At 57.0% G+C, this 21,976-nt stretch carries 20 protein-coding genes and 3 pseudogenes; 15 read left to right on the top strand and 8 right to left on the bottom strand.

Annotated elements, in window-relative coordinates; genetic code table 11:
• Positions 1 to 19 precede the first annotated feature (19 nt).
• Both LPW13_RS04275 and LPW13_RS04270 read right to left on the bottom strand, forming a co-directional pair.
• On the bottom strand, positions 20 to 1,174 hold the full coding sequence (locus tag LPW13_RS04275) for a serine hydrolase domain-containing protein (protein ID WP_230438199.1): 1,155 nt from the start codon (positions 1,172 to 1,174) through the stop codon (positions 20 to 22).
• 372 nt (positions 1,175 to 1,546) lie between these two features.
• Positions 1,547 to 2,149: a peroxiredoxin gene (locus tag LPW13_RS04270; protein WP_230438198.1), complete on the bottom strand. Its 603-nt coding sequence runs from the start codon at positions 2,147 to 2,149 to the stop codon at positions 1,547 to 1,549.
• Positions 2,150 to 2,526: 377 nt separating this feature from the next.
• Here LPW13_RS04270 and LPW13_RS04265 point away from each other — a divergent pair, with 377 nt between their 5' ends.
• The 3 genes from LPW13_RS04265 to bfr all read left to right on the top strand — a co-directional run bounded on the left by LPW13_RS04265 (position 2,527) and on the right by bfr (position 5,160).
• Positions 2,527 to 2,739: a bacterioferritin-associated ferredoxin gene (locus tag LPW13_RS04265; RefSeq protein ID WP_230438197.1), complete on the top strand. Its 213-nt coding sequence runs from the start codon at positions 2,527 to 2,529 to the stop codon at positions 2,737 to 2,739.
• A gap of 231 nt (positions 2,740 to 2,970) precedes the next feature.
• Positions 2,971 to 4,290, top strand: coding sequence for a DUF2254 domain-containing protein (locus tag LPW13_RS04260; RefSeq protein WP_230438196.1), 1,320 nt, complete (start codon positions 2,971 to 2,973; stop codon positions 4,288 to 4,290).
• Positions 4,291 to 4,677: 387 nt separating this feature from the next.
• Complete coding sequence (gene bfr, locus LPW13_RS04255) at positions 4,678 to 5,160, top strand: bacterioferritin (RefSeq protein WP_230438195.1); 483 nt, start codon at positions 4,678 to 4,680, stop codon at positions 5,158 to 5,160.
• A gap of 75 nt (positions 5,161 to 5,235) precedes the next feature.
• On the opposite strand, the gene grxD is transcribed toward bfr, so the two are convergent.
• Positions 5,236 to 5,568 carry a Grx4 family monothiol glutaredoxin gene (gene grxD / locus LPW13_RS04250; RefSeq protein ID WP_230438194.1) on the bottom strand — a complete coding sequence of 111 codons (333 nt, stop codon included), beginning with the start codon at positions 5,566 to 5,568 and terminating at the stop codon, positions 5,236 to 5,238.
• A 247-nt stretch (positions 5,569 to 5,815) separates the two neighbouring features.
• Between grxD and LPW13_RS04245 the strand changes: the two genes are divergently transcribed.
• The 4 genes from LPW13_RS04245 (at position 5,816) to LPW13_RS04230 (ending at position 13,381) form a co-directional block, all read left to right on the top strand.
• Positions 5,816 to 7,003 (top strand): aspartate aminotransferase family protein, encoded by a 1,188-nt coding sequence (locus LPW13_RS04245; protein ID WP_230438193.1) that lies wholly within the window; start codon positions 5,816 to 5,818, stop codon positions 7,001 to 7,003.
• An 18-nt stretch (positions 7,004 to 7,021) separates the two neighbouring features.
• Positions 7,022 to 7,936, top strand: a complete 915-nt coding sequence (gene argF, locus LPW13_RS04240; protein WP_230438192.1) for an ornithine carbamoyltransferase — start codon at positions 7,022 to 7,024, stop codon at positions 7,934 to 7,936.
• 965 nt (positions 7,937 to 8,901) lie between these two features.
• A complete protein-coding gene (locus LPW13_RS04235; RefSeq protein WP_230438191.1) occupies positions 8,902 to 11,865 on the top strand; it encodes a ribonucleoside-diphosphate reductase subunit alpha in 2,964 nt (987 codons plus the stop codon).
• 226 nt (positions 11,866 to 12,091) lie between these two features.
• Positions 12,092 to 13,381 (top strand): ribonucleotide-diphosphate reductase subunit beta, encoded by a 1,290-nt coding sequence (locus LPW13_RS04230; protein ID WP_230438190.1) that lies wholly within the window; start codon positions 12,092 to 12,094, stop codon positions 13,379 to 13,381.
• A gap of 140 nt (positions 13,382 to 13,521) precedes the next feature.
• On the opposite strand, the gene LPW13_RS04225 is transcribed toward LPW13_RS04230, so the two are convergent.
• The 4 genes and pseudogenes from LPW13_RS04225 to LPW13_RS04215 all read right to left on the bottom strand — a co-directional run bounded on the left by LPW13_RS04225 (position 13,522) and on the right by LPW13_RS04215 (position 14,941).
• Complete coding sequence (locus tag LPW13_RS04225; protein WP_230439145.1) at positions 13,522 to 13,614, bottom strand: transposase domain-containing protein; 93 nt, start codon at positions 13,612 to 13,614, stop codon at positions 13,522 to 13,524.
• 129 nt (positions 13,615 to 13,743) lie between these two features.
• A pseudogene (locus LPW13_RS04220) lies at positions 13,744 to 13,887 on the bottom strand (IS66 family transposase); the annotation flags it as partial.
• Positions 13,866 to 13,934, bottom strand: a pseudogene (locus tag LPW13_RS18185) (hypothetical protein); the annotation flags it as partial. The pseudogenes LPW13_RS18185 and LPW13_RS04220, both read right to left, overlap by 22 nt.
• Positions 13,935 to 14,383: 449 nt before the next feature.
• Positions 14,384 to 14,941: a hypothetical protein gene (locus LPW13_RS04215; protein WP_230438189.1), complete on the bottom strand. Its 558-nt coding sequence runs from the start codon at positions 14,939 to 14,941 to the stop codon at positions 14,384 to 14,386.
• A 389-nt stretch (positions 14,942 to 15,330) separates the two neighbouring features.
• Here LPW13_RS04215 and LPW13_RS04210 point away from each other — a divergent pair, with 389 nt between their 5' ends.
• Positions 15,331 to 15,558 (top strand): hypothetical protein, encoded by a 228-nt coding sequence (locus tag LPW13_RS04210; RefSeq protein ID WP_230438188.1) that lies wholly within the window; start codon positions 15,331 to 15,333, stop codon positions 15,556 to 15,558.
• A gap of 148 nt (positions 15,559 to 15,706) precedes the next feature.
• Here LPW13_RS04210 and LPW13_RS04205 read toward each other — a convergent pair whose 3' ends face one another.
• Positions 15,707 to 16,609: a LysR family transcriptional regulator gene (locus LPW13_RS04205; protein WP_230438187.1), complete on the bottom strand. Its 903-nt coding sequence runs from the start codon at positions 16,607 to 16,609 to the stop codon at positions 15,707 to 15,709.
• Positions 16,610 to 16,832: 223 nt separating this feature from the next.
• Here LPW13_RS04205 and LPW13_RS04200 point away from each other — a divergent pair, with 223 nt between their 5' ends.
• The 7 genes and pseudogenes from LPW13_RS04200 (at position 16,833) to LPW13_RS04170 (ending at position 21,965) form a co-directional block, all read left to right on the top strand.
• On the top strand, positions 16,833 to 17,819 hold the full coding sequence (locus LPW13_RS04200) for a cyclase family protein (protein WP_230438186.1): 987 nt from the start codon (positions 16,833 to 16,835) through the stop codon (positions 17,817 to 17,819).
• A gap of 89 nt (positions 17,820 to 17,908) precedes the next feature.
• The gene (locus LPW13_RS04195) at positions 17,909 to 18,775 is read left to right on the top strand and encodes a glutathione S-transferase C-terminal domain-containing protein (protein WP_230438185.1); all 867 of its coding nucleotides are present in this window, start codon (positions 17,909 to 17,911) and stop codon (positions 18,773 to 18,775) included.
• Positions 18,776 to 18,873: 98 nt separating this feature from the next.
• Positions 18,874 to 19,458 (top strand): nucleoside deaminase, encoded by a 585-nt coding sequence (locus tag LPW13_RS04190; RefSeq protein WP_230438184.1) that lies wholly within the window; start codon positions 18,874 to 18,876, stop codon positions 19,456 to 19,458.
• A gap of 81 nt (positions 19,459 to 19,539) precedes the next feature.
• Positions 19,540 to 20,025, top strand: a complete 486-nt coding sequence (locus LPW13_RS04185; protein WP_230438183.1) for a YcxB family protein — start codon at positions 19,540 to 19,542, stop codon at positions 20,023 to 20,025.
• 51 nt (positions 20,026 to 20,076) lie between these two features.
• Positions 20,077 to 20,340, top strand: coding sequence for a zinc metallopeptidase (locus LPW13_RS04180; protein WP_277611015.1), 264 nt, complete (start codon positions 20,077 to 20,079; stop codon positions 20,338 to 20,340).
• A complete protein-coding gene (locus LPW13_RS04175) occupies positions 20,228 to 20,761 on the top strand; it encodes an arsinothricin resistance N-acetyltransferase ArsN1 family B (protein ID WP_230438182.1) in 534 nt (177 codons plus the stop codon). The genes LPW13_RS04180 and LPW13_RS04175 overlap by 113 nt, the downstream gene beginning before the upstream one ends.
• A pseudogene (locus LPW13_RS04170) lies at positions 20,733 to 21,965 on the top strand (linear amide C-N hydrolase). Before LPW13_RS04175 ends, LPW13_RS04170 begins: the two are co-directional and overlap by 29 nt.
• Positions 21,966 to 21,976 lie beyond the last annotated feature (11 nt).

The raw sequence follows: 21,976 nt of genomic DNA, 5'->3' as shown, positions 1-21,976 counted from the left end.
CAGGATACCGACCGAGAAGTTATTTTTTGGCAGCCGCGATCGCCTGAACCAGCTCGCCACGACCGGTCACATCCACGATAAAATTGGCCGTGAGATCCGAAATGATGCGCGACTCCGCGTTCATCAGAATCACAATCCCCACTTTGCGCTGCTCCGAGTAGGCAATGGCGGCGCGGAAGCCCGCAACCCAGCCCCCGTGGAAGATAATGCGGTCATCGCCGATGGTATAGATACGCCACCCCAGGCCGTATCCTGCGTGATCCAAATAGTCGCGCCAGATACGGTGGCGCATATGGCGCTGGGTTTCCACCCGCTCGGTGGTGATATCCGCAATCACATCCGGCGGCAGCACCGTGGGGTAATAGCCCATCTGCGCCTTGAGCCACTGGGCCATATCATTGATGCTGGCGTTCACGCCGGCGGCGGGTGCCGCCAGGTAGTACTCCTTTTCCACCTTCACCGGGCGCCAGCCGCGGCCGGTCTGCACATGGGGCGCGGCGCGGTTGCTGCTCGCCATAAAGCTCTCCCACCCCAGCGACGCATCTTCCATCTTCAGCGGGGTGAAAAAACGATCTTTCAGCTGGCGGCTGTAGGGCACACCGGTGGCCTTCTCGATCACGTCCTCGATCAGGCTGAACAGCACGTTCTGGTAGCCATAACACTTGCCCGGAGCACAGTGGGGATCGATGCTGGAAAACATCGGCAGGATCTTGGACAACGGCCGGTTGTCTTCCAGGTAATTGTCGTAAGCATTGGGGGTCAGACCCGAGGAATGGCTCAACAGGTGCTGTACCTGTAGCTGCATGGAGAGCGAGGGGGTCTTGAACGTGAGTTCGGGCACGTAGCGTACTACCCGGTCATCCCAGCTGAACTTCTGCTCGTGCTCCAGCACCGCGGCCATACTGCCGGCAAATGTCTTGGAGACCGAAGCCAGGCGGAACACGGTATGGTTGGTGACCGGCTTTTTCTTGCCTTTCTGCCGTACCCCGTAGGTACCCATGGCCACAATCCGCTCGCGATCCACGATCACGTAGGCAGCGCCGGGGACATCACTCTTCTTTAGGAGCTGGCGGAAATATCGGTCAAAATCTTTAGCACTAGCATCCACAGATTTGAGCGCTTTGGCTCCATCCCGTGCGCTTTTCGGCGCTTCTGTGGCAAATGCCGCGTGCATGACCACAGTGCAGATCGCTGTCAGCAGCAGTGACAACGCATGATTTGTAGCCCGTCGCAAGCGCGGGCAAGAGCCTTGAGAATTGCTGAAAAACACCATCTGCCGTACTGCTGACTGCCGCTGGAACATAATTAAGACTAGCAGCCCGGGCAAAAATTCTGTGGCGGATAAATTTCGTCTCGGGCCGAGGCGGGATTGTAATAAAACTGGCACATACACGCACTTCTGGCGGACACGGCACACGCCCTACCGCTCCCCGACTCTCCATTGGGATTGAGAAGCCAATGGTCACCCTGCAGGCACAAAAAAACCGCCTTTCGGCGGTTTTCAGAGCGTAACGGGCGCCTGGCGCCCGCCACTGCCAAGCAAGCCTTACAGCTTCTCGGAGTTCTCGCTCAGGTACGCAGCAACGCCTTCCGGAGAAGCGTTCATACCTTTGTCGCCTTCCTGCCAACCGGCCGGGCAGACTTCACCGTGCTCCTGGTGGAACGCCAGCGCGTCAACCATACGCAGCATTTCGTCTACGTTACGGCCCAGCGGCAGATCGTTTACGACCTGGTGACGAACCACGCCTTCCTCGTCAATCAGGAAGGAACCACGGAATGCAACGCCACCTTCGGACTCAACGTCGTAGGCCTGGCAGATTTCGTGCTTGGTGTCGGCAACCAGGGTGTACTTAACCGGACCGATGCCGCCTTCGTTCACCGGAGTGTTACGCCATGCGTTGTGGGAGAACTGGGAATCGATGGAAACACCGATTACCTCAACACCGCGCTTTTTGAACTCTTCCAGACGGTGGTCGAAAGCGATCAGCTCAGACGGGCATACAAAGGTGAAGTCCAGCGGGTAGAAGAAGATTACCGCTTTCTTGCCCTTGATGGTTTCCGCCAGGTTGTAAGTGTCAACGATTTCGCCGTTGCCCAGAACAGCCGCCGCAGTAAAGTCCGGAGCGGGCTTGCCTACCAATACAGCCATGAGAACCTCCTCAATGAGATAATGGATTTACAAGAATGGCCAATTTATAACCAACCGCTATAAATTGGATAAAGATCGATAGTGGGCCGCTATGATACACAGGGGCCTATGCCAGTCCCATTAAATTTTTATATAACGCCGATAAAATCCACCCCCATCCACTTCTGACTCTCGGCGCCTTTTCTCCCCCCTTCTCTATATACCCGGATTCGGCAGACATTTCAGACCGTCGGGTCAGAGAATTCCTGCGCCCAGCTCACCCGCTGACTAAAATTGATACTGATCGGGCAAAGAATGTAATTGACACTAATTCTCATTAACACTAATATCCTGCCACAGGATTGGTTGAAGATTGATTAAACGCCAGGTTGCTCGCGATGTACGTATGTATCTGTAAAGGCATTACCGATAGCCAGATTAAAGAAGCGGTTTACGACGGCTCCACGTCCGTCAAGTCGCTGCGTCGCCACCTTGGAGTTTCTTCCCAGTGCGGCCGCTGTGCCGAACTGACCCAGGAAATCATCGACGAGACCATGACCGCAGGTATGGTCTCCAACGCCAACAACGCACTGTTCTACTCAGCGGGCTGATTCTCGAGCAAAAGCGCTCCCCCACTCAGTTTTTCACTGCGGGTGTCGCCCCTCATTCCCGGCACCTGCTTCCTGTGCCTTCCCGCTTTCAGGGCACGTTTTTAGCCCTTTGCCCAAAACCGGCCGGCTCACCGACTCTACCCACAATTCCCATCTCGCTCCCTGACATCTCCACGACATGTCCTATCTTTAAAGCTCCGCCCGGATTCACCCGCGAGACGGCTGGAGACCATGAAACAGCAATTGCTACACCTGATTGAACGTCTGCGCGGCAGCTTCTGGCTGGTGCCCGCGGTGATGATGCTGGCAGCGCTGGTACTGGCTCAGGGATTGCAGTCCCTGGATGCACGGCTGGCGATAGAATCCATTCCCGGGCTTGGCTGGCTGTCTCTGCGCGAGCCGGACAGCGCCCGCGCCCTGCTCTCCACCATTGCCGGCAGCACCATTACTGTCGCCGGCACGGTCTTCTCCATTACCACCGTCGCCCTGACCCTGGCCGCCAGTCAGTTCGGCCCCCACCTGGTGCGCAACTTTATTCGCGACCGCGGCACCCAGGCTTCCCTTGGCATATTCCTCTCCACCTTTGTCTACGCCCTGATGGTGATGCGCGGCATTGATAATGGGGAGAACAACGGCCGCAACCTCAGCCTGGCGGTTACCGCGGCGGTGGCTCTGGCACTGCTGTGTATGGCCTACCTGATCTATTTCATACACAACGTGGCGCAATCGATTCAGGTAGACAACATCACCTACCACATCAATCGCGAGTTCCGCGATGCACTGGAATCGCTTTACCCTACCGAAGAGAGCCGCGATCCACTCAAGTCCCGCCGGGAAATCAATGCCCTGAGCCTGGGCGACAACTGCCACTGTGTCATGACCCGATCCAGCGGCTACGTACAGCGTATTGATCGCGAGAAACTGACCCAGTGGGCCACGGATAACGATTGCTGCATCGTACTTCTGTGTCACCCGGGGACTTTTCTCAACCACTGGAGCTGTATGGCGCGTATTTTCGAGCCACCTCGGGCACTGGATTCAGATGACATTGCCGATGCCATTGCCAGTGCCATCACCGTCGGCTCGCAACCCACTGCCGAACAGGACATCGTCTTTTCCATTCGCCAACTGGCACAGATTGCCGTGCGTGCGCTCTCCCCCGGGGTCAATGATCCTTTCACCGCTTACGCCTGCATGGATCGCTTGATCGACGGCATCGGCATTATTCTGCAGCGCCCGCAACTGCCCAACTGCTTTCACGACCGTGACAGCAGACTCCGCCTTGTTACCTCGGAGCTCGACTTCGCCGATGTGCTCTCCGCAGCACTGGATGAGATTCGCGAATATGGCCGTGACAGCAGTGTAGTAACGCGTCATTTGTTAAAACAGCTCACAGAACTGGCGGAAATCTGTGATCGGCGGGAAGATCAGCGCGCACTCAAACATTTGCTCGAGCGCGTGTCGGAAGATTGCGAAAACTGTATTGAAGACCGTTTCGATATCGCCACAATCCAGCGCCACATCACCCGGGCTCGCAACAAGCTGGATTAACGTCTGCCAAGCCGCACTGAAGCCGAGTGCAACTATTTATTGTGAAAGATACTGGTTCTCGTTATGAATACGGCATACGCAATGGCAGCACCGCTCAAAACAATCTAAAAAGCAATTATTCTCAATAATTTTTTCGGCCTTTTTCCCGTTAATTTTCCTGCTTTTTTACCGCAATATCCCCGACGTTCGCCGCTTGACTTGTGCGACAGCGCGACGCAAACTCCACACAACTTTGCGCGCTGGGCCCGGCAAATAGACCCTACAATTTTGATCTGCAGGGCATCGACTTTTACCGGCCACCTGAATTATTCCAGCGCCATAACCGTGTTAATCGATCAATAAATTCCCTCACAGGGTACCGCCCGTCAGGGCTAAAAGGAGACAGCAATGAAAGGCGATCCCAAGGTTATCGAGCATCTCAACAAAGCACTCGGCAACGAGCTGATTGCGATCAATCAGTACTTTCTGCACTCGCGCATGTTCAAGGACTGGGGCCTGAAAGAACTGGCAGACAAGGAGTATCACGAGTCCATCGATGAGATGAATCACGCCGATTGGCTGATCGAGCGCATCCTGTTTCTGGAGGGCATTCCCAACCTGCAGCACCTGGGCAAACTGCTGATCGGTGAAAACACCGAAGAAATGCTGAAGTGCGACCTGAAGCTGGAACAGAAAGCCATCCCCGACCTGCGCGACGGTATCGCCTACTGTGAGTCCGTACGGGACTATGGCAGCCGCGAGCTGTTGGAAAAAATCCTGGACTCTGAAGAAGAGCACGTGGACTGGCTGGAAACCCAACTGAGCCTGATCGACAAAGTCGGCCTGCAGAATTACCTGCAAACCCAGATGGCAAAAGCCTCTGAGGAATAATGCTTCCCGGCAAATACCAGGTACAAAAAAACCGCGGACATGCCGCGGTTTTTTATGCCTGACTGATCAGCGCGGTTATTCGCCCTGCTCGGCGCTACCGGTCGCTTCTTCGATCAGAGTTTTCAGCTCGCCGCTCTCATACATTTCCATGATGATGTCACAGCCACCTACCAGTTCCTGCTTGACCCACAGCTGCGGGAACGTCGGCCAGTTGGCGTACTTCGGCAGCTCCTGGCGGATATCCGGATTGGACAGTACGTCCACATAGGCAAAGCGTTGGCCACAGGCCATGATCGCCTGGGAAGCGCGCATGGAAAAACCGCACTGGGGCGCGTTGGGGCTGCCTTTCATATAAAGCAGGATGTCGTTATCAGCGATCTGCTGCTTGATGTTCTCCAGAGTATCCATAGTGGAAGTTAACCTCGGGTTGGGAAATGTCCGACACCGGCCGTGCCAAGCGTCAATCCAGAAAGCGCGCATTGTAACCGATTCAGTCGGGTACGCACGCCCGCTGGCACGGAAACACCGCTGTGATACCATTGCCGGTTTCCCGGGGAAACTGCGGCAGAGCGCCTCTCCAGGCGTGCTTTCTGCGGCCAGGCGTGCTTTCTGCGCCTCCCCCGCTCTTTGGCCCACTTACAGAGGAGATAGTATCGTGGCCACTCCCGCGCTGATGAAAAACTACGGTGAAAGAACCCTGACCCTGGTCCGGGGTGAAGGTAACTACGTGTGGGACGATGCCGGCCGACGATATCTCGACGCCCTTTCCGGTATTGCCGTCTGCGGCCTGGGTCACTGCCACCCGGCGGTCACCCTGGCGCTGCAGGAACAGGCCAACACCCTGTTGCACGTGTCCAATCTGTACAACATCCCTCCACAGGAGCAGCTGGCGGACAAGCTGGTGGGCCTATCGGGCATGGACAATGTGTTCTTTTCCAATTCCGGCGCAGAAGCCAATGAGGCGGCGATCAAACTGGCGCGCAAGCTCGGCAACGAGCGCGGCCTCGCCTGCCCCAAAATCATCGTGACCGAAGGCGCGTTTCACGGTCGCACCCTGGCCACCCTGACCGCCACCGGCAACCCCAAGGTTCAGCAGGGCTTTGCGCCACTGCCAGAGGGGTTCCTGCGGGTGCCGTATAACGATGTGGCCGCAATCGAACAGCTTGCCGCCGAGCACAGCGACATTGTTGCGATCCTGGTAGAGCCGGTGCAGGGAGAGGGCGGCATCCGCATCCCCGACACCGACTACCTGCCGCGCCTGCGCGCCCTGTGCGACCAGCAGGACTGGTTCCTGATGCTGGATGAAATCCAGACTGCCAATGGCCGCAGTGGCAAACTGTTCGCCTACCAGCACCACGACAACCTGCTACCGGACGTAGTCACCACCGCAAAAGGTCTCGGCAACGGTGTCCCCATCGGCGCCTGTCTGGCCCGGGGCAAAGCCGCGCAGTTGTTTACTGCCGGTGCCCACGGCTCTACCTTTGGCGGCAACCCCCTGGCCTGCCGCGCCGGTATCGCCGTACTTGAGACCATCGAAAACGAGTGGCTGACGGAAAAGGCGGAAAAGCTCGGCACCCGGTTACTGGATCAGTTGCGCGATGCGCTCGCCGGCTGTTCCCATGTAAAGGAAGTCCGCGGCCTCGGCCTGCTGATCGGCATTGAACTGGATCGCCCCTGCGGGGAGCTGGTAGAGCTGGCGCGCACCCAGGGCCTGCTGATCAATGTCACCGCCGGCAACGTGGTGCGCCTGCTGCCGCCGCTGACCCTGACCGACGCTGAATGCAACCAGATCGCCACCACCGTGGCCACACTGGTGCGTGATTTCGCCCAACAGGCCGCCTGAATTACGGAGGATAACCCCATGGCAGTCAGACATTTTCTCACCCTCCTCGACCTGAGCCGGGACGAACTGCACGGCATCGTGGAGCGCGCGATCGAACTCAAGGCCCTGCGCAACCAGGGCGTCGCCAGCGAGCCGTTCCGCAATAAAGTGCTGGGCATGATTTTCGAAAAATCTTCCACCCGCACCCGCGTCTCCTTCGAGGCCGGTATGGCGCAGATGGGCGGCAGTGCCCTGTTCCTGTCGCCGCGGGATACCCAGCTCGGCCGCGGCGAACCCATTGAAGACAGTGCGCGGGTGATCTCGCGCATGGTAGACATGGTGATGATCCGCACCTTCGGCCACAACGTGCTGGAGCGCTTTGCGGAATACAGCAAGGTACCGGTGATCAACGCCCTATCCGACAGTTACCACCCCTGCCAGCTGCTGGCGGATCTGCAAACTTATGTAGAGCACCGCGGCAGCCCGGAAGGCAAGGTGGTGACCTGGGTGGGTGACGGCAACAACATGTGTCACTCCTACATCAACGCCGCCCGTCAGTACGATTTCGAGCTGCGTATTGCTTGCCCGGAGGGCTACGATCCCGACGAGTCCATCGTCGCCGCCGCCAAAGACCGTGTACAGATATTGCGCAACCCGGTCGATGCCGTACGCGATGCCGACTGGGTCGCCACCGATGTGTGGGCCTCCATGGGCCAGGAAACCGAGCAGAAAGAGCGCGAACGCGCATTTTCCGGCTTCCTGGTAGACCACGAGCTGATGAGCCACGCCAACAGCGATGCCATCTTCATGCACTGCCTGCCCGCCCACCGCGGCGAAGAGGTCAGTGGCGAACTGCTGGAAGACGACAGTATCTCTGTGGTCTGGGATGAGGCGGAGAACCGCCTGCACGCCCAGAAGGCGCTGATGGAGTTCCTGCAGGAAAACAGCCAGTAGTCTCCCAGCCGCCCCGGCCGCAGCCCCCGTGTCACACGGCATTTGACGCCAGGTGACGCACATGCCCACCCTTGAGGTGGGCATGTGTGGCGGACAGTTTGCCGTCATCCCGATGCCCGACACTTTCGACCGCCAGGTGCTGGTTTGATCAGGCTTTAACCAACCCGCTTTCGTTATTGCCCCGCTTAATTTGAGGCCTGGTTACTATTAAAAAATATTCTTAAAAATACCGTCCTCTCTCACCAGCTGGTCATCAAACAACCACCCCCAGTAATGACGGGCACTCGCGCCAGTAATCCGGTGGAAATTCGCGAACTAACCACAAATTATCCACAAGTAACCCCAAAGTTATCCGCCTTGAATTAGGCCGCCAACCGCATTATCTTGTTGGTCGTCCGAGGCTGCACCCCAATATATTGGGTTTCGAACCCGGGCCGCCCCCAAGTGTACGCACCGCAAGAATGCAGTGTGCACACTTTCCCGGTAGCGCGGCCGGTTATCCAGGTCATTTGCAGGTCCCGCCTCCGGACACTGTCGCGTCACCAGATACCTTTTGCCCAACGGCACAATCGGCAATTCTGATCAACGGAATGCACCGGCAAGACACCACACGGTTTAGTTCGACACCTTTCGACACTAGAGCCGTGAGCAAGCAAACGAGCGCAAGGGATGCACTCATGTTTCAGGCCACCGATTCAAAGCGCAGTATCAAGCAGTACCAGTACCCCACCAGAGTTATCCGTGTGGAGCCCAGGCTTCGCCGCCCTCTTGTGGGCGATGCGTTGATACTGGCGCAGTAAGGTAAACGGCGCACCGAGGGCGCGAGATGCGGCTACCGCAAAGAAGACCACAGCAAAGAATTTTTAGCGGCTGCCCCGGCGGCCGTTGACCACACAAAATCAGAACGCCACAAGCGAACTACAAGACTCGTCCACAGACGACACACACAAACTACGGAGAAATTCATGCACACAGAGACAGGGCGCTCGAAGTCTGTGCCAGAAGGCACTACCAAGGAAGCGGTAACAGACCCGGCCAGCAGCAACACTACCCTGGCTGCCACAGCCCCCGGTCAGATCCGAGTCATCAAGCGCAACGGTACCGTCGTACCCTACGCCGACAGCAAAATCTCCGTGGCTGTCACCAAGGCCTTCCTCGCGGTAGAGGGCGGTACCGCCGCGGCCTCCAGCCGCATCCACGAGCGCGTGGCGGAGCTGGTGTCCCATATCAGCGCCACTTTCAAGCGCCGTATGCCCTCCGGTGGCACCATCCACATCGAAGAGATCCAGGACCAGGTCGAGCTGGAACTGATGCGCGCAGGCGAACACAAAATCGCCCGCGACTATGTGCTCTACCGCGAAGAGCACGCTCGCCTGCGTGCCGAGAAAGAAAAGCAGGAGCCGGTTGCCGAGCAGGTTGCCGAAGCCCACCCCAATATCCGGGTAAAAGTCGAAGACGGCACCAAAGAAGGCAAACTGGTACCGCTGGACATGGAGCGCCTGCGCACCATCGTCAGCGAAGCCTGTGAAGGCCTTACCGACGTCAAAGGCGAGCTGATCCTGAGTGAAGCCCTGAAGAACCTGTACGATGGCGTTTCTGAGAACGACATCAACACCGCCCTGGTGATCACTGCGCGCACCCTGGTGGAACAGGAACCCAACTACACCTACGCCACGGCTTTCCTGCTGCTGGACAAACTGCGTGCCGAAGCCCTGCGCTTCCTGGGTGTGGCCGAGTCCGCGACCCAGAAAGAGATGGAAACCCTCTACAAGCCGGCCCTGGCCGCTTACGTAGAGAAAGGCATCGAGCTGGAACTGCTGGATCCGGCCCTGAAAAGCTTCGATTTGGAAATGCTGGGCGATGCGATCAAGCCCGAGTGCGATCACCAATTCACCTACCTCGGCCTGCAGACCCTGTACGACCGTTACTTCCTGCACTCCGACGAGGTGCGCTTTGAATTGCCACAGCTCTTCTTTATGCGTGTGGCCATGGGCCTCGCCATCAACGAAGACAAGCCCAACGAGCGCGCGATCGAGTTCTACGAGCTGCTGAGCTCCTTCGACTACATGAGCTCCACCCCGACCCTGTTCAACGCCGGCACCCTGCGCCCGCAGCTGTCCTCCTGTTACCTGACCACCGTGCCGGACGACCTGCACGGCATCTACGGTGCTATCCAGGACAACGCCATGCTGTCCAAATGGGCCGGCGGCCTCGGCAACGACTGGACCCCGGTGCGCTCGCTCGGCTCCTACATCAAGGGCACCAACGGCAAATCCCAGGGCGTTGTGCCCTTCCTGAAAGTGGCCAACGACACCGCGGTAGCCGTGAACCAGGGTGGCAAGCGCAAAGGCGCCGTGTGTGCCTACCTGGAAACCTGGCACCTGGACATCGAGGAATTCCTCGAGCTGCGCAAGAACACCGGTGACGACCGTCGCCGTACCCACGACATGAACACCGCCAACTGGGTGCCGGACCTGTTCATGAAGCGTGTATTCGAAGATAAAGAGTGGACCCTCTTCTCCCCGGCGGACTGCCCGGACCTGCACGACCTGTTCGGCGATGCCTTTGAAGAGCGCTTCACCCACTACGAAAAACTCGCCGCCGAAGGCAAGCTGAAGCTGCACAAGAAAGTGCGTGCGGTAGACCTGTGGCGCAAGATGCTGGGCATGCTGTTTGAAACCGGCCACCCCTGGATCACCTTCAAGGACGCCTGTAACCTGCGCAGCCCGCAACAGCACGCCGGTGTGGTACACAGCTCCAACCTGTGCACCGAGATCACCCTGAACACCAAGGCGAACGACGAAATCGCGGTCTGTAACCTGGGCTCCGTAAACCTGTCCCAGCACATCGGCGAAGACGGCAAGCTCGACATGGGCAAGCTGGAAAGCACCGTGAAAACCGCTGTGCGCATGCTCGATAACGTGATCGACATCAACTACTACTCCGTGGAAACCGCGCGTCAGTCCAACATGCGCCACCGCCCCGTGGGCCTGGGCCTGATGGGCTTCCAGGACGCGCTGTACAAAGCCGGCATCTCCTACTCCAGCGATGAAGCGGTGCAGTTCGCCGACACCACCATGGAAGCGATCAGCTACTACGCCATCTCCACCTCCAGTGACCTGGCGGCAGAGCGCGGCAGCTACGGCAGCTACGAAGGTTCCCTGTGGAGCCAGGGCATCCTGCCGATCGACTCCATCGAAGTACTGGCCAAGAACCGCGGCGAGAAATTTATCGAGCAGGACACCAGCACCACCCTGGAGTGGGACGTAGTGCGCAAGAAGGTAGCGAGCCAGGGCATGCGTAACTCCAACGTCATGGCCATCGCCCCGACGGCGACCATCGCCAACATCACCGGCGTATCCCAGTCCATCGAGCCCACGTACCAGAACCTGTACGTGAAATCGAACCTGTCCGGCGAGTTCACCGTGGTGAACCCCTACCTGGTACACGACCTGAAAGCCCGCGGCCTGTGGGACAAGGTGATGGTCAACGACCTCAAGTACTACGAGGGTTCGGTACAGAAAATCGAACGTGTACCGGCGGACCTCAAAGCCAAGTACGCCACCGCGTTTGAAGTGGAGCCGCGCTGGATCGTAGACGCCGCCAGTCGCCGCCAGAAGTGGATTGATCAGGCGCAGTCCCTGAACCTCTACATCGCCGGCGCCAACGGCAAGAAACTGGACCTGACCTATCGCATGGCCTGGTATCGCGGTCTCAAGACCACTTACTACCTGCGCGCCCTGGCGGCCACCAGCACGGAAAAATCCACCGTGACCGGCGGCACCCTGAACGCGGTCAGCGCCGGTGGCGGTGCCCCCGCCGCCGGCGTATCACCCGCGCCGCAGGCCTCCGCCCCACAGGAGCCGGCCCCGGCAGCAGTGCCCGCCGCCTGCTCCCTGGACGACCCGGACTGCGAAGCCTGTCAGTAAGGTTCATACCGTATCAAAGACTCTCGGGGGAGAGCACCGCGCAGCACTTTTGTTCAATTTCCATTGCGTGAAAGTGGCTGCGCAACCAAGACCATAAGCGCCGCCCCGGCACGGGCACAAAACTCAGTACCAGAGTAAAAGCCCGGGCCGGGCGCAGGTCGCCCATCACATATTCCGGAGCTCCCTGCCCCACAGGCAGCTCGACCAAAAGATAAGGGGAGAAATCATGCTGAGCTGGGACGATTTCGACACACCGTCACAACCCGAAAAGAAAAAGAGCGAACCGCAACCGGTGCCGGGTGCGCTGCAATCCGAGCAGCAGGCAGTCACCGAACCCGGCGCAGCCTACGAAACAGGCAGCGCCAGCAGTGCCCCGGCACCGACCGCGGCCCAGAAAGAGGCCGCCTCTGCAGTAGCCGCGTCTTCCGCCGTGGAAGCCGCACGCAGCGCCGTCAACAACCTGGACCCGGCCCCGGGCCTGGAAGAGCTGGAAATGGGCGCCGCCCGTATCGAAGTGGACGAGAAGCGCATCATCAACTGCCGCGCCGACCTCAACCAGCTGGTACCGTTCAAATACGACTGGGCCTGGCAGAAATACCTGGACGGCTGCGCCAACCACTGGATGCCGCAGGAAGTCAACATGAACAAAGACGTGTCCATGTGGAAAGACCCCGACGGTCTGACCGAGGACGAGCGTCGCATCGTGGAATACTCCCTGGGCTACTTCTCCACCGCAGACTCCCTGGTAGCCAACAACCTGGTGCTGGCCATCTACCGCCATATCACCAACCCGGAATGCCGCCAGTACATCCTGCGTCAGTCCTTTGAAGAAGCCATCCACACCCACGCCTACCAGTACTGTGTAGAGTCCCTGGGCATGGACGAAGGCGAAGTCTTCAACATGTACCGCGAAGTACCCAGCGTCGCCAAGAAAGCCGCCTGGAGCCTCAAGCACACCCAGTCCATCGGCAACCCCACCTTCCAGACCGGCACCCCGGAGACCGACCAGGAACTGCTGCGCAACCTGATCGCCTTCTACGCCGTTACCGAAGGCATCTTCTTCTACTGTGGCTTCACCCAGATCCTGTCCATGGGCCGCCGCAACAAGATGACCGGCGTTGCCGAGCAGTTCCAGTACATCCTGCGCGACGAGTCCATGCACCTCAACTTCGGCATCGACGTCATCAACCAGATCAAACTGGAAAACCCACACCTGTGGACCGAACCGTTCCAGCAGGAAGTGACCCAGATGATCCTGGAAGGCATGGAACTGGAAGTCGCCTACGCCCGCGACACCATGCCCCGCGGCGTACTCGGCATGAATGCCGCGATGATGGAAGAATACCTCCACTTCATCGCCAACCGCCGTCTCAGCCAGCTTGGCCTGAAAGAACAATTCCCCGGCGCCCAGAACCCCTTCCCCTGGATGTCCGAGATCATGGACCTGCGCAAGGAGAAGAACTTCTTCGAAACGCGGGTTATCGAATACCAGACTGGCGGTGCACTGCAGTGGTAAGACACTGAATATGCATCGACTGTAGAAAAGGATTTACTACAAAAAGAAGTCGCTCACAGGAAGAGAGGTATTGAAGCGGGCGAAAGCCCGCTTTTTTTATGGTCATATATAGCCTCTTGTATATTGTAAGCGTCCGGACATCACACCTTGTCAGCGGGAACCCAGCTATGAGGTAGAAGCTCGTCGATAGCACTGGCGTGATACATCGGTAATCGCTGCATCACATCTTTCATATCCGCATACGGATCATGACCATTCATCTTGGCTGACTGGATCAGACTCATGATCGTGGCCGCACGTTGACTACTGCGTAAACTACCGGCAAACAGCCAGTTGCTACACCCCAGTGCCCACGGCCGGATCTGGTTTTCGACATGGTTGTTGTCGATGGGCACGGTGCCATCATCACAGTAGCGTGTCAGCGCTTCACGCTGTAGTCGATGGCCTTGGCGGTTGCCGATCCGTTGGGTACCTTTTGGCGGTGCGTCATCAACCATTGGTAGAGACTGTTCAGTAGCGGCTTTGACCGCTGCTGGCGGAGTTGTTTTCTCACGTCTACGGTGAGCCCTTTGGCGTCCCACTCTATGTCATAGAGCTGCTGTATAGGTGGACACCTAAATTACGGGGAAGAATCCAGCTGCATAGATGAGTTAATCGGACGCTTACGATTAATCGAGCCCGAGATACACTTCTTCCTCCCTCGCGCCGGCGATTGCACGCCGTTCGCGACAATTGGCTTTCTGCCCCGGCGGGCGCCGCCGCAGACACAATAGCAAATAGCCGGATGCGGGCCTTCCGCAATCCGCGTAAGTGCCAGCCCTGGCCGAGTGCATAGGACACGACGAGCAGAAACGTCGGCCCGGGAACGATCAAGAGAATCGCGGACGCCGCGGCAAAGGCGGCCCAGATTTCAAACGGCATGAGGGTCTCCCTTGCGGCCAGCATCCGTGCCGGGGAACGTTTGTCGAGAGTGTTTTTTTGGCGGTGGCGCGACCCCAACCCTCACAGGATCGCCAGAACCCCGGTGAAGCCGATCGAAGACACGCTGCCTAATCCCAGGGTGCACGCCAGGATATCGATCGACGGGGCAACCAACTGACGCACGGCGCTGCGTCCCAGGAAGAGCCCGTCCGTGACCGTTCCGGTTTGCGTCACGGTGTACACACCGGCTCCGATATTCGTGACTGCATTGAGCTGGAGAGTGCTGGATTGGCCATTGTTCCAATCGATGAAGACGGTCACCGGGTACATCTCGAGCAGGGACAGGCAAGACCTGCCCGCCACCGGGCTCGAGAAACTCCCGCTTCCGGCGGTGATGCCGGGCACCGTCGATTCGCATGGTGCATAGACCGAATCGTCTGAGAAGGTGACGGTTGCCGGCTGGTTGGTGATGGGTGGATCGTAAGTCGTGTTCGAACTACCGGTGCAGGTAATCGTATCCACGGACTGCGCCTGGGCCGGCACCGCGACGAGGGAGAGCCCGAGGAGCGCACCGGCGGCCACGGACCATGCGACGAGAGCGAATAGACATGCATTCCGAATAGTATTAAAAATTTTCATGAAAAATCCCGGTTACTGTTGTGTTCGATGCCCGCCATTATTAGCACAGGTTTTGGTTTTGAAATATGACACAATAAATTCCTGTCACGAATTTAATCGAGTTACATTTTTCGTTTATATAAGCGTCATCATTACGATCTCTAATGGAGTGGACTCTTAACAATAACAACTGGAACAATTGGGGTCAGAGTAAAATTTTGACGCCCTATTTCACCAAATGAGTAACGTGAAAAATCTGCCCGGAGAAAAACCTCTACGATAAGTCTCCATATATTGACCCGATGAAATAAGGGATTATTTATGAAACTCGAGTACACAACGGTATTCGGATTACAAATTTTCTCCATGAAGTGAGATTGATAAAAGCCATAATCCAGAATTACGAGACCATGGATACGGAGTATTACGCCAAGGAAAACGATCAAACTTTGACGAAAAAACAACGCAAAGTGGAGTGTGAGAAAGCCCTTAAATGTCTCGAGCAGCAACGAGCCCGAATCAGCACACTGACGGATATCCAAGCTCAGCTTGAGGCATATCGGAATCAGGGTTTACAGGCGACAAAAGGCAACCTGGCGGGCGTGGTATTCGATAAAAGTTTGGTGCCGCAATATTGAAGTAACAACAGGGTGATGATTGGGGGCAGAAAGAAGTTCTTGCGCCTCCCCCTAATCAATCCCCATGAATTTAAGATGGATGAAATCAAGCAGAAAATTGCCTTTTTCGCTTCCACCGAGGTATTCGCGAATAGCGGCTATTCGCAGCTCAGTCCCAATGCGGCCCCTCCGCAAAACACTCGGCCATAAAATCCACAAATGCCCGAACCTTGGGTGAAAGATACTGCCGTTGGGCGAACACCAGGTAAATCGAGACTTCCAGGGTTTCGAAGTTTGTCAGGAGCGGGCGTAGCCTGCCCGCCTTGATGTCCTGCCCCACCACAAATGTCGGGGCGCGCATTATGCCCGCGCCGTTCAGCAGGGCTTCGCGCAGCGCGAGGCTGTTATTCATCTGGATAGATCCGGACACAGGCACGGAAACCGGCTTGTCACCCGCTGCGCGAAAGTGCCATTCCTGTCCGGATTCCTGGTAGCGGTAAGTGATGATGTTGTGATCCTGGAGCTGCTGCGGCGTTTTCGGTGTACCCCGGCGCGCAAGGTACTCGGGGGAAGCGACGATCGCGTGGCGACACGGGCCCAGGCGCCGCGCCACCAGGGACGAGTCGGGCAGCTCGGAAATTCTTACCGAGACATCAAAGCCCTCCTGGATCACGTCGACCTTGCGATCGTCCAGGTTCATGTCCACCGACAGTTCCGGGTAGCGGCGGGTAAATTCCGGAATGATCGGCGCTATATGTAGAACACCAAATGACATCGGCGTATTGATCCGCAACACCCCGCGCGGCTCCCCCTGCAGACGTGTGACCTCCGCTTCCGCCTCCTCGATCTCCCGCAGCCCGTGCAGGCTCCGCTCGTAAAAGACTCTCCCGGCCTCAGTCAGGCTGAGGCGCCGTGTGGTGCGGTTCAGCAGCCGGGCGCCGAGACGCTTTTCCAGCCGCGTGACGTATTTGCTGACCACCGATTTGGACAGCGACAGTCGCTCTGCCGCCGCGGTGAAACTGCCACTGTCCACCACCTGCGCAAAGACGGCGACATCCGTAAGAGAATCCATATTTACTTCGATTGATAAAAATTCGTGAACAATGTAATTCCGATTGTCGGGATTATCAACGATTAAGAAACCAGTATCGTGTCTTCCACGGCGCTACTCCCCGCGGCAACACGTTCCCGGGGAGCCCGTCACCGGAGCATTGAAGCGGCCCCGCGACGCTGCACAGTTTTCAGCCACCTCGAAGGTGTGCTGTGGCCAAAACAACCATCAGAGGAAAAACACGATGAAATCCGCTTTCTCACACTTAGTCATCACCGCTGCGCTGCAGCTTGCCGTTGCCTCCACCGCCGATGCCGCCCCGCGCAGCGTCGGCCAGAGCCCTTGGGGCGCGGAGGATGAAATCGGCCGCCTCAACCTTATTACCGAAGAGTCCCGCAGCGATGTGTTGTCCCGGGTCTCTGGCGGCAGCGTTTACGATCTGTCGGTGGAGTACTTTATCGGGATGCCGAGCTGGCAGGCGGCGGGCGATCCGCACTACCGCATCTGGATGACGCACACGCCCGATGGCACGGTAGTGGACGACCCGCTGCACGTCGGCACCACCATGAACGAGCATGTCAGCTATACCGGGGCCGCCGTCTCCATGTACACCCATATGGGCACACATATAGATGCTCTGGTGCATTTCGGATTGAACGGAGAAATCTGGAACGGCTTCAGCGCCGAGGAACACCTGGGCGACCGGGGCTGGAAAGTCGCCGGGGCGGAAAAAATTCCCCCGCTGGTGGCGCGCGGCGTCCTGATTGACGTGGCCGCGGCAAAGGGCCTCGACATGCTCCCCGATGGCTACCGGATTACGCGGAAGGATCTGGTTGCGGCGCTGGAATGGCAGGACGTATCCCTGCGCGAGGGGGATGTGGTACTGATCCGCACCGGCCGCATGAAACGTTACGCGGATGCCGCCGCTTATATGGACAATCCCCCGGGTATTGGACTGGCAGCAGCCCGCTTCCTGGTCGAGGAGAGCGGCGCCATGGTGGTGGGCGCAGACAACCTGAGCTTTGAGTCATTCCCTTCCGAGCTGGAGACCGACTATGTGCCGGTTCACACCTACCTGCTCGCACAGCAGGGTGCGCCGATCATAGAGCTCGCCTACCTGGAAGACCTATCCAAAGACAAAGTCTACGAATTCGCTTTTATCGGTGGCTCACTGAAGCTGCGCGGCGCCGATGCAGCGCCGATCCGCCCGGTCGCGATTCCGATCCGGTAACCGGCAGGAGGCGCGGGTGCCGGCCGGTAACAACAAGGCCTTAAGCGCCCGCGCAAGCCTTACTAATCACGTCAAATTGGAGCAACTCAATGATGACCGCTAAAAACTCTGTGGAGACAAAGATCCCGCGGCCAACGATGGAATCCCGGCTTCACCTGTACCTCGCCTGGGGTTGCCCCTTCTGTCACCGGATACTCACAGCGCTGGCACTGACCGGCTTGCGCGACCATGTGAGTTATACCTGGATGAACAACATCAAGGGCCCGGCGGGCTGGGAGATAGCGCCCGCCGATGAACCCCTGCTCGGGGAAAATTCCCTGCGGAACGTGTACCGGCGACTGCAGCCGGGTGTGGACGCGACACCCTCGGTGCCGCTGCTGGTAGACCTGTCAACGAAGAAGCTGCTGTCATCGGATTCGGCGCAAATCACGCGATTTATTGCGACGGGAATGGACGGCGCTCACGCGATTGAGCGGGAACTGGCTCCCACCCAGCTGGTGGACCAGATCGACGCCATGAACCTATGGCTGCACCGCCATGTCAATCGAGCGGTGTACGAAGTCGGTTTTGCCACTAGCCAAGGAGAGTACGAACGGAAGCTGGCCGTATTGTTTCAGTCGCTCGACCGCCTCGAGCTGCGCCTGGCGGAGCAGCCGTATCTGCTCGGCAACACACCGAGTGAGAGCGACCTCTTTCTGCTGCCGACGCTATTGCGTTTTGACAGCGTCTATCACCCGCTGTTCAAGTGCTGCTACCGGTATATCGCCGACTATCCCGCGCTTTCAGGCTATCTGGCTCGCATGCAGGAAATCGACGGGGTGGCAGCCACCTACGATGAATTTCTGACAAAACAGCACTATTTCTGCAGTGTCATGCATGTCGGCAATGAGGTACGAGACCTGAATCCGTCTCGCCTGATTCCGGTGACCCAATATAGTATGTTATTGCAGGCATAACGGTATTCTGCAATACGCGGTTTATGCTGTAAAAAGAGTTGACTACTACAGGCCGGTGAATAGACACCCGGCACAGATCGGGTTCAAGGACAAATGACATGAAGACTCTTTTCAACAAGCAGACAGATAAAAACGATGAAGCATTGAGAGCAATAGCGCATATGCCGACGCGAAGCCTGGATGTTCTGATGGACCAGGAGTTTACTCTGGGGCTATCAGATACCGATCTAATGCGCGTCGCTGTATTACTCGCGGAGAAGAGCTACAACGAAGGAGGCTGCCCGATTGGCGCGGTTATCGTTGACAACTCGACAAGAGAAATCCTGGGAAAGGGGCACAATACCCTTGTCCAGGAAAGCCATCCCTACAACCACGGTGAGACTTCCGCTATTCGAGACGCTGGCCGCATTGACTTCAGCAAAACAACGCTGTTTACCAGCCTGAGTCCATGTGACATATGTGCGACATTAATTTACATGAGGGGCTTCAGCCAGGTAGTCATCGGAGACGTGACAAATGCCTCCGGCAATGAGAGTCTCCTGGAAAGCAGAGGCGTCCAGGTAAAAGTCTTGGAGGACAGCCTCGGAATCAAGCTTTACGCCCGCTTTCGTTCTGAAAAACCCGACCAGGACCTGGAGGATTGGCAGGGCGTAAGCGCATTGAAAAAGCGCGACGATCAATAAACAGGCCTCATTGGGCGTGGCACTACAGTTCCGCTACAGTGCCGCTATACATTTAATTAAACAGATACGAAAAGCGGTTTCATGCAATCTTTCAAGACACAATTCACCTTATCCCGAGATTACCTTGCCGAATGTTTTGATCAGTCGCTACCTCATGGAAAAAACGCCAAACCCAATTATCTATTCCCTGTACTACTGCTCGCTGCCGGTGTTGGAACACTGATTTTCACCGAGCATTCCAAAGTTCTGGGTTACATGCTGATCGCTTTAGCTCTTCTGGAACTGCTTCATATTCGATTTCGACGGGCCTGGTGGCTGGCGCGACAGATGTGGGGTAAAAGTGGCGGCAGTGAAGTGACATTAACTGTCGATGAAGCTGGAATAACCACACAGAATACCCACGTGAAAACAGCGCTATTATGGTCAGACATCGAGCGTGTCATCGAAACCGAGTTAGGGTTAATTGTTGTGGCTAAATCCGGTGGCCGTCACTACTTGTCTAAATCGTTATTTACTGCGGCTCTGGTCAATGAGATTATCACCAGAGCCAAGGGTGAATGCTCGTAAGACCTTGTACAAACATATGGGGTTCAAAAAGGTGCGAGATTTAAAAAATCCCTGCCAATATTACGGAAAGGATACCTTCCACAACACCTTTTAGGCTCCGCCCACAGTGTATTGAAAGCTTGCGCTTTGACCTACGTCGCGGGCGCCCTGCTGGACGTATTGCGCCTGTGGCGCTGGATAAGACTTTTCCGGCAAAAGGTGCTTGAGCAAACTAGAGATGATTCAAGCTCAACATATCAAGGATGCAATAATGATTCGAACAGCAAAAGTTGCAGATGCGCAAAAGATCGCTGCCATTTACAACCACTATATTGAACATACCTGGATTACGTTTGAGGTGGACCCAGTCTCGGCGGACGAGATGGCAAGCCGCGTAGAGGCATGCCATAAAAACAATTTTCCCTGGTTGGTTGCCGAGGAGAATGGTGAGGTGCTCGGTTACAGTTACGCCACCCAATGGAAAGGACGCTGGGCGTACAGGCACTCCGTAGAGGCCACGGTTTATCTGAACCACACTGCCACGGCTAAAGGGTTGGGGACTGAGCTCTATCGGGAACTGCTCTCGCAACTCACATCACGAGAGTTTCACGCTGTGATCTGCGGCATAGCCTTACCGAATGCGGCAAGTGTGGCGCTGCACGAAAAATTCGGCATGAAGAAGGTCGCCCACTTCCAGGAAGTAGGCCGGAAGTTCGGGAAATGGGTGGATGTTGGCTACTGGCAATGTCTGCTCTAATCTGACGAAGACTTACTTTTACTCACTATCAGAAGAAATCGTGGACCTCAGCTCCGAGGTCTACCACCGCAAGTCGGTGACTGCCGCCCAACCCCGACATAACCTTGTCAGCATTTACTACACTCCTCCCATGAGGTGCTATTTAATGCTGAATGTCCGATTCTCCTCCCTATGTTGCAGCCTGCTGGCTTTTGTGGTGGTAGCCGCCGCTACGCTGCAGCCAGCAACCGCGTGTACCCGCATTCTGTGGAATGACAATGGTCTGGCGGTGGTGGTAGGCCGCACGATGGACTGGCCGGAATCCACCCAGCCTGTCCTGACTGTCTTCCCTCGAGGCATGGAACGCAATGGCGGCTTCACTGGCACAGAGCTGACCGTGAAAGAGAACCCGGCGAAATAGAAATCCAAGTACGCGAGCATGGTGACCACTATCTACGGGATCGGCACCGCGGATGGCTTTAACGAGAAGGGCCTGGGCGGCCACCTCCTTTATTTGGATGCGACGGATTTCGGGCCCCGGGATACCAGCCTTCCCGGGGTGCAGGCGGGGCTCTGGCTACAGTTTCTGCTGGATAACGCTGCCACGGTGGAAGAGGCGCTCGAGCTGTTGAAAACCGTCCAGATCGTAATGACCGAAGCGCACGGCCATAAGGCCACCCTGCACCTCGCACTGGAAGACGACAGCGGGGATTCGGCTATCGTGGAATACATTGACGGAAAGCCCGTGGTACACCACGGCAGGCAGTATCGCGTGGTGACCAATGACCCCACCTACGACGAGCAGTTGGCGCTACTGGAGAAACAGGACTTTTCCAACCCGAGCAGCGATACGCCCCTGCCCGGCAATGTAAAGGCCACCGATCGCTTTCAACGCGCTGTTTACTTCTCGTCCATGCTCCCCAAGCCGGCTACAGAACGGGAAGCCATTGCAAGTATTCTCGCGATTGCGCGCAATGTTTCGGTACCGTTTGGGGCCCCCTACAAAGACTTTGGTATTTACAACACCGAATATCGCACAGCGATCAATCTGAAAGACAGGCGCTATTTTTTCGAACTCACCACCAGCCCCAGTGTCATCTGGGCAGATCTTTACAGCTTCAAACTGACACGGGGCTCTCCGGTAATGGTATTGAAGCCCACCAGCATATTCCTTTCCGGCAATGTTTCCAGCCGGTTTCGTGAAGCGGAAAAATCGCCGTATTGATTGTCTTGGCT

It is taken from the genome of Microbulbifer celer, from assembly GCF_020991125.1.
In the GTDB taxonomy this organism is placed as follows: Bacteria; Pseudomonadota; Gammaproteobacteria; order Pseudomonadales; family Cellvibrionaceae; genus Microbulbifer; species Microbulbifer celer.
The sequence above is the reverse complement of the archived record's forward strand: the minus strand, read 5'-3'. Positions and strand labels throughout refer to the sequence as shown.

Excerpts from the sequence above, each read along its gene's own strand:
- LPW13_RS04275 (WP_230438199.1), bottom strand. The coding sequence starts at position 1,174 with ATGCACGCGGCATTTGCCACAGAAGCGCCGAAAAGCGCACGGGATGGA.
- LPW13_RS04270 (WP_230438198.1), bottom strand. The coding sequence starts at position 2,149 with ATGGCTGTATTGGTAGGCAAGCCCGCTCCGGACTTTACTGCGGCGGCT.
- LPW13_RS04265 (WP_230438197.1), top strand. The coding sequence starts at position 2,527 with ATGTACGTATGTATCTGTAAAGGCATTACCGATAGCCAGATTAAAGAA.
- LPW13_RS04260 (WP_230438196.1), top strand. The coding sequence starts at position 2,971 with ATGAAACAGCAATTGCTACACCTGATTGAACGTCTGCGCGGCAGCTTC.
- bfr (WP_230438195.1), top strand. The coding sequence starts at position 4,678 with ATGAAAGGCGATCCCAAGGTTATCGAGCATCTCAACAAAGCACTCGGC.
- grxD (WP_230438194.1), bottom strand. The coding sequence starts at position 5,568 with ATGGATACTCTGGAGAACATCAAGCAGCAGATCGCTGATAACGACATC.
- argF (WP_230438192.1), top strand. The coding sequence starts at position 7,022 with ATGGCAGTCAGACATTTTCTCACCCTCCTCGACCTGAGCCGGGACGAA.
- LPW13_RS04235 (WP_230438191.1), top strand. The coding sequence starts at position 8,902 with ATGCACACAGAGACAGGGCGCTCGAAGTCTGTGCCAGAAGGCACTACC.
- LPW13_RS04230 (WP_230438190.1), top strand. The coding sequence starts at position 12,092 with ATGCTGAGCTGGGACGATTTCGACACACCGTCACAACCCGAAAAGAAA.
- LPW13_RS04225 (WP_230439145.1), bottom strand. The coding sequence starts at position 13,614 with ATGAAAGATGTGATGCAGCGATTACCGATGTATCACGCCAGTGCTATC.
- LPW13_RS04215 (WP_230438189.1), bottom strand. The coding sequence starts at position 14,941 with ATGAAAATTTTTAATACTATTCGGAATGCATGTCTATTCGCTCTCGTC.
- LPW13_RS04210 (WP_230438188.1), top strand. The coding sequence starts at position 15,331 with ATGGATACGGAGTATTACGCCAAGGAAAACGATCAAACTTTGACGAAA.
- LPW13_RS04205 (WP_230438187.1), bottom strand. The coding sequence starts at position 16,609 with ATGGATTCTCTTACGGATGTCGCCGTCTTTGCGCAGGTGGTGGACAGT.
- LPW13_RS04200 (WP_230438186.1), top strand. The coding sequence starts at position 16,833 with ATGAAATCCGCTTTCTCACACTTAGTCATCACCGCTGCGCTGCAGCTT.
- LPW13_RS04195 (WP_230438185.1), top strand. The coding sequence starts at position 17,909 with ATGATGACCGCTAAAAACTCTGTGGAGACAAAGATCCCGCGGCCAACG.
- LPW13_RS04190 (WP_230438184.1), top strand. The coding sequence starts at position 18,874 with ATGAAGACTCTTTTCAACAAGCAGACAGATAAAAACGATGAAGCATTG.
- LPW13_RS04185 (WP_230438183.1), top strand. The coding sequence starts at position 19,540 with ATGCAATCTTTCAAGACACAATTCACCTTATCCCGAGATTACCTTGCC.